We start from the raw sequence: 13,133 nt of genomic DNA, 5'->3' as shown, positions 1-13,133 counted from the left end.
CTTTTTCTTATTATTGCACTTGCTCTAATCCATTTTGAGTAATCTTAAAGGATATTTCTTGCCCCTTCATCGCATCCTCTTTTTTAACTAACTCATTCTTTTTGTACCAATTCAAACGACTCGGTTCCGCATGGTATACTTTCAGCACATCTCCATACTCAAATGCCGTTCCATTTACTTGCCCAGCAAAATTCTTTGAAGTCTCTTGTCCTTCTGCCGTTACATGCTTTTTCTTATTTCCATTTTGATCATAAATCGTAAGGCCTATATACTGCTCATTTACAAAGCGATAATGAATCTCCTCATTTGTAAATGTTGCATGTAATTTCTTTTCAGCGTGGTTTAACGTAACAATTGAACGTGTAACATCGGACACACCTTGATAGACTAGACTATCCCCATATGTCACTTCTACAGGAACTTCCGTCACCTTCTTATTTCCAAATCGATCTTTCGTTTCTACTTTCACTTTTTGCTGACCAATTTTTGTCGTATCTATTTCCCCTACAAAACCTACTACTTCTCCACCCTGTACTTCAACAAAGTTCTTCGCGTCTAGCGTTTCTCTATTTGTTCCGATTACTACTTGCTGCGGATTTGCTTTTACTGTTTGCTCACCGTCTAATCTTTCAAATCCATTTTCAGTTATTTTGAAGACTAATTCCTTTATCTCTTTACTTTTTCCTTCGCCCACATATACATCTTTTTGATACCAATGTAAACGAGAAGATTCCGCATGATATACTTTCACTACATCTCCATACTCAAATGCAATTCCATTTACTTCCTTAGCAAATTCTTGCGTATTCTCTAAACCTTTTACTGCTATATTTTTCTTCACTCTTCCTTCTTTATCGTACAATGTGAATTCAAAATACTTTTCATCTTTAAAGTAATCATGAATTAGATTCTTTGTATCTGTCGCACTCAGTTTTTTCGTATCATGATGCAAAGTTACAATTGATTTCAAGTCACCATCTCTATAGCTCAGCCCATATACAAGTAGGCTATCTCCATATGTTACTGTTAGAGGAACTTCTGTCACTTTCTTATTTCCAAATCGATCTTTCGTTTCTACTTTTACTTTTTGTTCACCGATTTTTGTTGTATTTGGTTTTTCTACAAATCCAACTACTTCTCCATCTTTTACTTCAACAAAGTTTTTTGCATTTATTTTCTCTACATCTGTTCCGATTACTACCTTCTGTGGTACTGCCTTTACCTCTTGTAAAGTTTCCATTCTTTCAAAGCCTTTTTCAGTTACCTTGAAGAATAATTCTTTTTCTACTTTCGCCTTACCTTGGCCAGCAAGGCTATTATTTTGATACCATTTCAAGCGGTCCGGTTCTGCATGGAATACTTTTACTACATCACCATATTCAAACTGCATTCCACTCACTTGCTCCGCAAATTTCTTTGAAGTTTCTTGTCCTTCCGCTGTTACACGCTTTTTTGTGTTCCCATTTTGATCATATAGCGTAATCCCCATATACTCTTCATTTACATAACGATAATGAACAGGATTACCTGTAAACGTTGCGTGCAGTTCCTTTTTATCATGTTGCAATGTTACAACCGAACGTATTGCATTATCATTAGCATGAAATACTAAACTATCTCCATAAATTACTTCAAGCGGCACTTCTGTTATCTTCTTATTTCCAAAAGCATCCTTCGTCTCTATTTTTACTTTTTGTTCTCCAATTTTTGATGTATTTGGTTTTTCTACAAAACCAACCACTTCTCCATCTTTTACTTGTACGAATTCTTTCGGATCTAGTTTGTCTACATCCATTCCGACTACTACTTTTTGCAGTTTCGCCGTCACTTCTTGTAAACTATCTTTTAATTCGAACCCTTGCTCAGTTATTTGGAATAATTTCTCTTTTTTATTTTTAACTTTTCCTTGATCTACAAGTTCGTTATTTTTAAACCACTTCAAACGGCTTGGTTCTGCGTGGAATACTTTTATTACATCACCATATTCAAAATCCAATTCATTTAGTTCCATCGCAAATCTTTTTCCCGTTTCTTGTCCTTCTGCTGATACACGTTTCTTTTCAATCCCATTTCGATCATATAGCGTTAAGCCCATATATTCTTCTTTTTCAAAACGGTAATGTATTTCATTATTAGTAAAGTTTACATTTAATTTCTTCTTATTGTGGTGAAGTGTCACTGTCGACATTACATCATCTGAAAGTCCTTGAAAAACTATACTGTCATCATAAAATCCGTTAACTTGGACAGGAATTGAATTTTTATTTCCTTTCTCATCCCCAATTTCTACTAACACTTCCTGTTTCCCATTCTCTAATTTAGGCCATACAATCTTTCCTGTTACTTTTACATTCTCACCTAAATTTCGAACAAGCTTACTTGCTTCATTCTCGTCAGAATCTGTACCAACTAAAAGATTTTGTACTTCATTAGCAGGTTCACCATACGGAACCTTATACAGTTCAACTTGCTTCTCACGAATATCATTACTATCTGTAGCTTTCCAGATTTCCTTTTCTAATTTAGGTAACTTTGATTTTTCTATTTTCTCTCTAATATCATCATTTGGTGTTAATCCCCACTCCTCAAAGAAAGGAATTAAATTTTGCCCTGCCACTTTTGATGTCATATAAATAAATAGCTGCTTTTTCTCTTCATCAGAATGAGGCATTTCACTCTGAGGTAACAAACGATAAGCTTGATGTAACCTAGGATAAAAATGTTCTCCATACACTACATTTAATTGCCAAAACATTGTAAGAGGATTAATGTCATCAATGAATCTTTCTGCTTTAGGCTTCTCTAAATACTCAAATGAGTTTTTATAGTGCTCATCCATTTCTAATTGATTCCCTAACGCCTTTTGAACAGCTAATGAGTAAATATTTACTGTTACTTCCCTTACTTTAGACCACTTCCACGGTTCTTGCTGATGTAAATGACCAACTTCATGCCACGGTCCCCATCCATCCTTCTCAAGTACCTCTATATCTAAAACTCTATTCATTGCAGTTGGAATATATCCTGTATGATAATGTTTCGCAAACATAAAGTCCCCTTTAGCAGGCTTCCGTTTTTCAACAAACTGAACATAATGAGTTGGAGATTTTGCAACCCCAACACTGTCCTCAGATAATCCTGCCACTGCGTTTTCTAAACGGATAATCTTATCATGCAATTTCATTAAATCTGTTGGATCCGTATTCTTCATATATTTCTGCACAGAATCGTAAGTAGTAGTAATTAAGCTTCTCTCACCTTTTAATTCAACTGCATAAGGATCCTTATATTTTTTTAACATTTCATCCCAATCTTTTTTCGTATGCTTACCTAAAATAAATAAAGGAAAGTGACTACCACCATTTGTAACGGAAGCTGTTACCTCTCCTTCGTTATTCATATTATAAAAATATAAAATACCGCCTCTTGAAGATGAAATAACATTTTTTCCTGGTTTTAAATCAAACTCCTCTGGGTCCTTTTCATCATAAGATCTCGTTCCAATAAAAGCTTGGATAGACTGCGTTCCTTTTATGTCAATTGTAATCTCTTCATTTGGCTCTGCATAAATTCCAGTCGATTCATTAGCGGAAAGTTTCCAAGTAACTCTTAAACGATTATTTTCTTCTTCTACGCTACCTTTCCCAGGCAACTGAAATACTCTCTGCTCAAATTTATTCTCTTCCAACTGCCCGCCCTTATTCTCTTCCAAAGGCGCCGCATATCCTTTTGATGCTTCGAAAGCTACTGGTGATAATAATGTAGATATACATATACCTGCTACTAATACCCTACTCTTTTTCTTCTTTGACATAATCTGTGTCCCCTGTCCTTTTTTTAGACAAACCATCCTATATATTCGTTTAATGAAAAATCCTATTATCTTTATAAAAACATTTAACGAATAGACTAACACCTCGCGCACCTGTATCTATTACTACCGCATTTCCCTCCATGTATTCGCTTTCTTACATTGTACAATTTTTATGTAATATCCCCTCCTCACTTCTCTCTATTTGTGATGAGTTCTCTTGCTACATAAAAAAGAGAATAGTAAAAGATATCTTTCAGTATTGTCATCTATACATCTAAAAATGTGAACAACAATATATTTTTACATTTTCTTCATATATGACCATCTATAGGTAGTTTTTCCAACTGAATTGTACACGCTTTACACTTTGTTTGATAGTCTCTCTAATTAGAATAATGTTACAATTTAGTGAATAAAATCCATTTATTGTAACGTTTAGATTTCTCCATATTTTATTATTTTTAAATACTTCTTCAAACGTTAAAATAGTGTTTCACTCGATTAATTATTATCTTGACATATCTTTAAAGAATTCATATGAAAAAGCATTGGCATATACCAATGCTTTTTCATTATCTCTTTTGATTCGGTTTATGCGGTTCATTTGGAGTATATGGCTTATTTGGTTTATTTGGAGCCTCAGCCTTTTTCCAACTTACCGCTAACTCTGGACTTGTTTTTTCTTCACTACGCTCAAGTAATACTACTGCATTTTGAATAGTCGGTGTACCTTTATGCGCAATCCCTTGTAATTTCGTTAAATTTCCTGATACTTTAAAGCTAAATCCACCAGCTGGTGTTTGTTTCGGAATTAAAATGCGGAACTTTTCTCCTACATTAAATTCTGTTTTTGTTTCGCCTTTTTCATTTGCAAATTTCACGCCTGCTGGTGCACCTGTTGCTTGCACTTTATACGTTCCGCTTTTTGCATTTGTTTCTACTGTATATAAGCCTGTTTCAAAGAAATCATTTTTTAAGACTGCTTCTTGTTCTTCTGTAGGAGTTACACTCATCGTAATTTCTTGTAGCTCTTCGCTAGCGTTTGCTTTTGCAACGATATCTTTTGTTACTTTCTCTACATTTTTATTTCGGAAATCTAAATCATTAACATCAATTTGTTTTAACGCATTCCATACTGCAAGCTGCGTTGCGTAATGCGCCTCTCTCCAATCAGATACTCCTAATTCTTGTGGGCTCTTTTGTGGATATCCATTCAACAGTACACGGTACACATTAATATCCACTTTACCCATTTCTGGTAAATCTTGACCACTCGGAGATTTTAAATCTACATTTAAGCAAAATGCAATTTTTCCATCTGCCGTTTTAATAAGTTCTGTTCGAATTGGTTTCTTCTTTGACTTACTATAACTCCAATTCATTTCATACTTTGTATGATCCATAACTTCTGCGAATGCTTTTTGAAGTGGGAATAATACAAATAAGACACTTAAAAACATAGCTAAAAGTTTGAACGATTGCTTTATATTCATGTTTACAGCCCCTTAATAACAAACTTAATACTAAGTAGTATTTATTTAGAAACTATTTTTATGCAAAAAAAAGAGTGCTTTTAAGCACTCTTTTTTCTTACCTTAATCTTAGAAATCGAAGTTATCAGGATCTGGACCAACGCGATGATTTTGATTTAACGCATCGATTTTTTCCATATCTTCTTTCGTTAATTCAAAGTTAAATACATCTGCGTTTGCAATAATGCGGTGTTCTTTCGTTGATTTTGGAATTGTGATTACTCCATTTTGAAGATCCCAACGTAAAATAACTTGCGCTGTTGTTTTACCGTGTTTCTCAGCAATCTCTTGTAATGTTTCGTTATCTAATAATTGACCTTGCATTAGTGGTGACCATGCTTCCATTTGAATACCTTGTTCTTTACAGAAAGCTTGTAGTTCTTTTTGTGTTAAACGAGGGTGGTATTCTACTTGGTTAATCATTGGTTTAATTTCTGCATCTTTCATTACATCTTGTAAGTGATGGATTTGGAAGTTACTTACACCAATTGCACGTACGCGCTTTTCTTTATAAAGTGTTTCTAGCGCTCTCCATGTATCTTTATATTTTCCTTCTGAAGGCCAGTGAACAAGATATAAATCTAAATAATCTAGTCCTAATTTTTTTAGACTCTCTTCGTATGCAGCGATTGTTGTTTCATACCCTTGATCTGCGTTCCATACTTTTGAAGTAATAAATAATTCTTCTCTTGCAATACCAGTCGCTTCAATACCTGCACGAATTCCTTCACCTACAGCTTTTTCATTTCCGTAAATTGCAGCTGTATCGATGCTGCGGTATCCTGCTTTAATTGCTGATTTTACAGCTTCTACAAGTTCTGGTCCTTCTTCTACTTTAAATACACCTAAACCGAACCAAGGCATTTCTACACCGTTATTTAATACTGCTTTACTTTGTAAGTTTTTCATTTTATTTTCTCTCCTTTTATTTTACTTGATCTCTTTTTTCTAATGTCATGCTCCACGCTGTTAAAATAACAGCGGCTACTACCATAAGGCCACCTACCCAAGCAGTATGGATTAATCCTAATGAATTCGTTACAAGGCCACCTATATAAGAACCTAAAGCGATCCCTCCGTTAAATGCGGCAATATTAATTGCTGAAGCAACATCAACCGCACTTGGAACAAAGCGCTCTGCCAATATAACTACATATACTTGTAGCCCCGGAACATTCATAAATGCGAATAGTCCCATGAAAATAATTGTGATTAATCCAGCTACTTTAAATGGCGCTGTAAATGTTAAAACAAATAATATAATCGCTTGAATCAAGAACATGTAAAATAGCGCTCGAATCGGATTATGATTCGATAATTTTCCGCCGACCATATTCCCTATCGCAATTGCGATTCCATACACTAATAAAATGATAGTAACAGTACTTGCTTCAAATCCTGTTACTTCTTGTAATAACGGAGATAAATACGTAAATGTTACGAATGTACCGCCGTATCCAAGTGCAGTAATAATGAAAACAAGTAATAGTCTTCCATTTTTAATTAATTTAAATTGATCACGAAACGATACAGGTACACCATTTTTTAAATTAGATGGGACGAGTATACTATTTGCGATGAAAGCAATAATTCCAATTACAACAATCGCCATAAATGACGCTCTCCAGCCAAATTGTTGACCGATAAATGTTCCAATTGGCACACCAGTAATAGTCGCAACTGTTAATCCAGTAAACATAATCGCAATTGCGCTAGCACGTTTATTCTCTGGTACGATTGCAGCTGCAATTGTAGATCCAATTGACATAAACACACCATGTGCAAACGCAGATACAATTCTTGCGATAATTAATACAGTGAAGCTTGTTGCTACCGCCGCAATGCCATTACCAATAATGAAAATAACCATAATCCACATTAATAATGTCTTTCGCGACATACTAGCCGTTAACGCTGTTAAAACAGGAGCTCCTACTGCCGCTCCTAACGCATATAAGGAAACCGTTAAACCGGCTGTTGTAACCGAAACATTTAAATCTTTTGAAATAGATGGTAGTAAACCGACACTAATAAACTCGGTCGTACCAATCCCAAACGCACTAATTGCTAGCGCTAATAAAGCAAACATACTTCTTCGGCTCGTCTGAGCTTCCGAAGATGGTACTGTATATGAACTCAATTGAATTCCTCCTTATTACAAGAAATCCAATCATAATAGTATGATAAAAAGGCCCTTTTATCTTCTAAAAAATATATTTCATACTTACAAATGCTATTATGAATGGTTTCATTCCTTTTTTGAAGAACGCACTTTAAAGTACGATAGGCACTAAAAAGTAACATAGTCACTTTTTGGTACCGTACTACTCATTTGCCTCTTACATGTGCTATTATGAAACATATTTAACATAATAAAAAGTACGTACTTTAAAGTGCTATAGGTACTAAAAAGTAACATTTGTATTATTAAACTTACTTTACTCAAAAAGGGAGGGTTTCATATGAAGAAATACAATATTCCTGTAGAGGCGACTTTAGAAGTTATCGGCGGCAAATGGAAAGTTGTTATCCTTTGTCACTTAACGAAAGGTACAAAGAGAACGAGTGAACTAAAACGTTCCATGCCTGGTATTACACAAAAAATGTTAACACAGCAATTACGTGAATTAGAAGACGACGGGGTCATTCAAAGAAAAGTATACAACCAAGTCCCACCGAAAGTAGAATATTCTCTTACCGACTACGGTTGGTCTTTAGAATCCATTCTTGACTCTCTTTGTTCTTGGGGCGAATGCCATCTTGAAAAAGAAGGTAACACATCGATGCTAATTGCAGAAGGTGAATAATAGGAAAAAACGAACATGAATTTGTTCGTTTTTTCCTTTTTTTCTATATATATATGTACATTTCTAACTGAAACAAAATATTTTATACGCTTTCATACCTTGTCAGCACTACGTTATACACTCAATATCAAATAATTAGGAATCATTTTTATGTTAACATAGGTGTATATAGTATATAATATAGGATATATATTATATACACTTTCCGGTAACGGAGCTTTTCCATTATGCGGACAAGCCATGTATCGGACAGTTCATAAATAATAAGTAAGACGTTATGGTTTTAGATTTATGTCAGCTTACTTGCTGTCATAAATTTAAAGGCATTTTATTGTGTTTTGTGAAACTTTGTATAAAGTTTCGTAACCGTTTACTATCTTACTTATCAAAAATAAGAGTATTGCTATCGTAAAGGAGAATTGGAGATGCCAGAAACTATGACTCAAACAAAGCCAGAACAAGAAACTGTACAAATTTCTGCTAGCCAAGGACAACTTGATGTACTTGATCAGTTGTTAAAACCTGAGGTACAAGAATCATTAACAACACTAGTAGAACAGCTTCCAAAATTAACTGAGCTTGTTAACATTTTAACTAAGTCTTATGACTTCGCTCAAACTGTTGCTACTGATGAAGTATTAAAAAGCGACACTGTTGGTGCAATCACAGAGCTTGTAGAACCTGTAAAAGATACAGTGAAAAGCATGGCTGCTACTGCAATCGAAGCGAAAGATCGTGCTGACGAAAGCAACGAAGTTATCGGCCTGTTCGGTCTATTAAAATTATTAAAAGATCCACAAGCACAAAAAATGTTCCGCTTTGTGAACGCATATCTTCAAATTAGTGCAGAACGTAACAATAAATAAGTTAACTTATAACAACAATTAGTAAAGACGGGGGATATCATACTATGTCAAAACAAATTGTCATCTTAGGCGCTGGTTATGGCGGTCTTCTTGCCGCTTTAAACGTACGTAAATATTACAGTAAATCAGAAGCACAAGTTACAGTGATTAACCAATACCCAACGCACCAAATCATCACTGAACTACACCGCCTTGCAGCTGGTAACGTGTCTGAGCAAGCAGTTGCAATGCCACTTACAAAGCTTTTCAAAGGTAAAGATATCGATCTTAAAATCGCAACAGTTGAGTCATTCTCAGTTGATAGCAAAGAAATCAAACTAGCTGGCGGCACTACTTTATCTTACGATGCACTTGTAGTTGCTTTAGGAAGTAAAACTGCTTACTTCGGTATTCCAGGACTAGAAGAAAACAGCATGGTATTAAAATCTGCTGCTGATGCAAATAAAATCTACAAACACGTTGAAGACCGTATTCGTGAATACGCGAAAACGAAAAACGAAGCTGATGCTACAATCGTAATAGGTGGTGGCGGATTAACTGGCGTTGAGCTAGTTGGTGAGCTTGCTGACATTATGCCTAAACTTGCAAAAAGCCACGGCGTAAATCCAAAAGAAGTGAAACTTCTTCTTGTTGAAGCAGGTCCAAAAATCCTTCCAGTATTACCAGACCACTTAATCGAACGTGCAACTACTAGCCTAGAAGCGCGCGGCGTTACATTCTTAACTGGTCTTCCTGTAACAAACGTTGCTGGCAACGAAATCGACTTAAAAGACGGTCAAAAACTTGTTGCTAACACATTCGTTTGGACGGGCGGCGTACAAGGTAACCCATTAATCGGTGAATCAGGTCTTGAAGTTAACCGTGGACGTGCAACAGTTGATGCATACCTACAATCTACTTCTCACAAAGACGTATTCGTTGCTGGAGACAGCGCTGTTGTCTTCGCTCCAGACGGACGTCCATACCCACCAACTGCACAAATCGCTTGGCAAATGGGTGAGTTAATTGGATACAACTTATACGCAGCACTAGAAGGCAAAGCATTCGAAGAGTTCGCACCTGTAAACTCTGGAACACTTGCTAGTCTAGGACGTAAAGATGCGGTTGCTACAATTGGAGCAAGCAATACTCCACTTAAAGGCTTACCAGCATCATTAATGAAAGAAGCAAGTAACGTTCGTTACTTATCACACATTAAAGGTCTATTCAGCTTAGCTTACTAATCTGAATATAAGCCCGAATCATGCCCTGCATGGTTCGGGCTATTTTTATCCGTAATTTTCTCTAACTTATTTATTCGGCAGAAGAATCGTATAACCCTTTTAATTATCTAAATTTACTGATTATTTTATGTCCAAATTGTGTATACGAAAAGATGGAAGTATTCTTCCTACTCCCATCCTTTCACACAAACTATTCGCCTAACTTCACAAGGCTGTAATTCTTCTTCCCTTTACGGATAATAATAAATCGTCCATCAAATGAATTTTCTACAGTAACATCCGTACCCACATCTGTTACTTTCTCACCATTCATAGAAATCGCTCCGTTATTAATATCTTCACGCGCTTGTCGTCTAGATGGTTCAATTCCTAAATCAACTAGCCACTCTACGATGTTTTTCGTCTCTTTTGAAGACTGGAATGTTGGCATCTCTTTAAAACCTTGTTCAATTTCATCAGCTGTTAACGATTTAATATCTCCGCTAAATAACGCTGCTGTAATTTTCACAGCTTGCAGGAATGCTTCTTCTCCATGAACGAATTTCGTCATTTCTTCTGCTAGTACTTTTTGTGCTTCACGTTTATGAGGCTCTGTTTCCACCTTAACCGCTAATTCATCAATGCGTTCTTTCGTTAAGAATGTAAAGTATTTCAAGTATTTAACGACATCACGATCATCCGTATTCACCCAGAACTGATAAAATTCAAACGGTGTCGTTTTTTCAGGATCAAGCCAAACAGCGCCGCCTGCTGATTTACCAAACTTCGTACCGTCCGATTTTAATAATAACGGAATCGTTAATCCGAATACTTTCGCCTCATGACCTTCTAACTTACGAATTAAATCTAAACCACTCGTAATATTTCCCCATTGGTCACTACCACCAATTTGCAGTTGAACATCCTCTTTCGTGTATAAATGATGGAAGTCCATCGCTTGCAAAATTTGGTACGTGAATTCCGTGAAAGAAATACCTGTATCCAAACGGCTTGCTACAATATCCTTCGCTAACATGCTATTGATGCTAAAGTTTTTCCCGTAATCACGTAAAAACTCAATAATATTTATTTCATGTGTCCAATCATAGTTATTTACCATCTTCACTTCGCTATTTCCACCAAAATCAAATAGCTTTTTCATTTGTGCTGTTAACGCATCTACATTATGCTGAACCACTTCTAACGTTTGAAGTTGACGCTCTGATTGCCGTCCACTCGGATCACCAATTGTTCCTGTTGCTCCGCCAATTAAAATAACAGGATGATGACCAGCTAACTGGAATCTTTTCATCATCATAAACGGAATCAAATGTCCGATATGCATACTATCACCAGTCGGATCAACTCCGCAGTATAGCGAAACCTTTTTCTCTTCTACTAGCTTACGTAAACCTTCTTCGTCAGTCTGCTGATTAACGGCGCCGCGCCATTCTAATTCATCAATAATATTCATCTTTTGTCATCCCCTTTATTTTTTAAAAACAAAAAAGCCCCTATGTCTACGATAGACATAGGGACGATTATTCACCGTGTTACCACCCAGTTTGTATAAATAGCATAGCTACTCATACCACTCTTAGCAATAATATCGATTGCTAGTCCGCTTAGCATTACCTAAGATACTCCAGAGTGTAATTCACAAGTTTGTTTGTGCTAGGTTCCAGCAACCCCTAGCTCTCTCGTTAACAGTGACAAACTGCTACTGGGCTCTTTCAACGTATGTTATTTGTTAAATTATTAGCCATTATATTGAATTGAAAACAAATTGTCAACAATACCCAAATATTATTTTAAAATAATTCATATCTTCATACGTATTTCTTTATTCCTTATCTTCTCCAATAATCCTTACTTCTCGCTCCAACTTCACGCCAAATTTCTCTTCAACTGTCTTTTGTACGAAGTGAATTAAATCGATGTAATCTTGTGCTGTTCCGTTATCAACATTCACCATAAACCCAGCGTGTTTTAAAGAAACTTCTACTCCACCAATTCGCTTACCTTGTAGTCCTGAGTCTTGAATTAACTTACCAGCAAAGTTATTTGGTGGGCGCTTAAATACGCTACCACATGAAGGATATTCTAGAGGCTGTTTTGACTCACGTTTAAACGTTAAATCATCCATTTTTGCTTTAATTTCTTCATGTACACCTTCTTCAAGTTCAAATCTCGCTTCAAGAATAATGTAATGGTTGTTCGCAAATACACTCTTACGATATCCAAATTCAAATGCTTCTTTCGTCAAAGTACGTAGCTCTCCATCACCTGTCATTACGACAGCTTCTGTTAATACAAACGAAATTTCACCGCCGTATGCACCAGCATTCATATATAATGCTCCGCCAACTGAACCTGGAATACCACAAGCAAACTCAAGACCCGTTAAGTTATGGTCTAAGGCAATACGTGATACGTCAATAATTGCTGCGCCACACTGTGCTACAATCGTCGTTCCTGTTACAGTAACACCTGTAATATGAATTAAACTTACTGTAATCCCTCGAATTCCACCATCTTTAATAATGACATTCGATCCATTTCCTAAAAACGTAACTGGAATATTATATTCGTTCGCATATTTAATAACTTCTTGAATTTCATCATAATTTGTAGGCGCAACAAAAACATCTGCTTTTCCGCCAACTTTAATATGCGTATGATTCTTTAACATTTCATCTTGTTTAACATGTCCTTCAGGCAATACCGTACTTAAATATTTATAAACCTCTTGCATATTCATTTTACGATTCCTCTATTTCTATATTCATTTTATCCCGTTATACGGGCCCATAATATCCCCACGTACATGAAAGAACCTAAAGTGGTGGATACAGTGTACCCAAAATCAATTCGAGACACCTATAAACCTCTTAAATTATAAGAGGTGCCAC

The 13,133-nt window shown here is 35.8% G+C and carries 9 protein-coding genes and 1 other annotated feature; of the genes, 3 read left to right on the top strand and 6 right to left on the bottom strand.

The window, feature by feature from the left end; genetic code table 11:
• Positions 1-10: 10 nt before the first annotated feature.
• From ACTFRM_RS27485 to ACTFRM_RS27470, 4 genes are all read right to left on the bottom strand, one after another.
• Positions 11-3,814: a putative mucin/carbohydrate-binding domain-containing protein gene (locus ACTFRM_RS27485; protein WP_322372841.1), complete on the bottom strand. Its 3,804-nt coding sequence runs from the start codon at positions 3,812-3,814 to the stop codon at positions 11-13.
• A 572-nt stretch (positions 3,815-4,386) separates the two neighbouring features.
• Entirely contained in the window at positions 4,387-5,307 is a 921-nt protein-coding gene (locus ACTFRM_RS27480; RefSeq protein WP_001022532.1) for a thioester domain-containing protein, read from the bottom strand.
• A gap of 108 nt (positions 5,308-5,415) precedes the next feature.
• On the bottom strand, positions 5,416-6,255 hold the full coding sequence (locus ACTFRM_RS27475) for an aldo/keto reductase (RefSeq protein ID WP_000793532.1): 840 nt from the start codon (positions 6,253-6,255) through the stop codon (positions 5,416-5,418).
• Between the two features lie 16 nt (positions 6,256-6,271).
• Entirely contained in the window at positions 6,272-7,435 is a 1,164-nt protein-coding gene (locus ACTFRM_RS27470) for an MFS transporter (RefSeq protein WP_002026553.1), read from the bottom strand.
• 373 nt (positions 7,436-7,808) lie between these two features.
• Here ACTFRM_RS27470 and ACTFRM_RS27465 point away from each other — a divergent pair, with 373 nt between their 5' ends.
• The 3 genes from ACTFRM_RS27465 to ACTFRM_RS27455 all read left to right on the top strand — a co-directional run bounded on the left by ACTFRM_RS27465 (position 7,809) and on the right by ACTFRM_RS27455 (position 10,242).
• Positions 7,809-8,153 carry a winged helix-turn-helix transcriptional regulator gene (locus ACTFRM_RS27465; RefSeq protein ID WP_000760481.1) on the top strand — a complete coding sequence of 115 codons (345 nt, stop codon included), beginning with the start codon at positions 7,809-7,811 and terminating at the stop codon, positions 8,151-8,153.
• 425 nt (positions 8,154-8,578) lie between these two features.
• Entirely contained in the window at positions 8,579-9,019 is a 441-nt protein-coding gene (locus ACTFRM_RS27460; RefSeq protein WP_001115309.1) for a DUF1641 domain-containing protein, read from the top strand.
• A gap of 44 nt (positions 9,020-9,063) precedes the next feature.
• Positions 9,064-10,242 carry an NAD(P)/FAD-dependent oxidoreductase gene (locus ACTFRM_RS27455; RefSeq protein WP_000043202.1) on the top strand — a complete coding sequence of 393 codons (1,179 nt, stop codon included), beginning with the start codon at positions 9,064-9,066 and terminating at the stop codon, positions 10,240-10,242.
• 190 nt (positions 10,243-10,432) lie between these two features.
• Here ACTFRM_RS27455 and tyrS read toward each other — a convergent pair whose 3' ends face one another.
• Together tyrS and murB are read right to left on the bottom strand one after the other, a co-directional pair.
• A complete protein-coding gene (gene tyrS, locus ACTFRM_RS27450; RefSeq protein WP_001021123.1) occupies positions 10,433-11,695 on the bottom strand; it encodes a tyrosine--tRNA ligase in 1,263 nt (420 codons plus the stop codon).
• Positions 11,696-11,751: 56 nt separating this feature from the next.
• Positions 11,752-11,967 (bottom strand) — a binding site (T-box leader).
• 97 nt (positions 11,968-12,064) lie between these two features.
• On the bottom strand, positions 12,065-12,982 hold the full coding sequence (gene murB, locus ACTFRM_RS27445; protein ID WP_001057102.1) for a UDP-N-acetylmuramate dehydrogenase: 918 nt from the start codon (positions 12,980-12,982) through the stop codon (positions 12,065-12,067).
• Positions 12,983-13,133 lie beyond the last annotated feature (151 nt).

The sequence above is a fragment of the Bacillus cereus group sp. MYBK227-1 genome, from assembly GCF_051916325.1.
In the GTDB taxonomy this organism is placed as follows: domain Bacteria; phylum Bacillota; class Bacilli; order Bacillales; family Bacillaceae_G; genus Bacillus_A; species Bacillus_A cereus.
The sequence above is the reverse complement of the archived record's forward strand: the minus strand, read 5'-3'. Positions and strand labels throughout refer to the sequence as shown.

What these genes read in the sequence shown, in the direction of transcription:
- ACTFRM_RS27480 (WP_001022532.1), bottom strand. Translation starts at nt 5,307, where the DNA reads ATGAATATAAAGCAATCGTTCAAACTTTTAGCTATGTTTTTAAGTGTC.
- ACTFRM_RS27475 (WP_000793532.1), bottom strand. Translation starts at nt 6,255, where the DNA reads ATGAAAAACTTACAAAGTAAAGCAGTATTAAATAACGGTGTAGAAATG.
- murB (WP_001057102.1), bottom strand. Translation starts at nt 12,982, where the DNA reads ATGAATATGCAAGAGGTTTATAAATATTTAAGTACGGTATTGCCTGAA.
- ACTFRM_RS27465 (WP_000760481.1), top strand. Translation starts at nt 7,809, where the DNA reads ATGAAGAAATACAATATTCCTGTAGAGGCGACTTTAGAAGTTATCGGC.
- tyrS (WP_001021123.1), bottom strand. Translation starts at nt 11,695, where the DNA reads ATGAATATTATTGATGAATTAGAATGGCGCGGCGCCGTTAATCAGCAG.
- ACTFRM_RS27460 (WP_001115309.1), top strand. Translation starts at nt 8,579, where the DNA reads ATGCCAGAAACTATGACTCAAACAAAGCCAGAACAAGAAACTGTACAA.
- ACTFRM_RS27455 (WP_000043202.1), top strand. Translation starts at nt 9,064, where the DNA reads ATGTCAAAACAAATTGTCATCTTAGGCGCTGGTTATGGCGGTCTTCTT.
- ACTFRM_RS27470 (WP_002026553.1), bottom strand. Translation starts at nt 7,435, where the DNA reads ATGTTTGCTTTATTAGCGCTAGCAATTAGTGCGTTTGGGATTGGTACG.
- ACTFRM_RS27485 (WP_322372841.1), bottom strand. Translation starts at nt 3,814, where the DNA reads ATGTCAAAGAAGAAAAAGAGTAGGGTATTAGTAGCAGGTATATGTATA.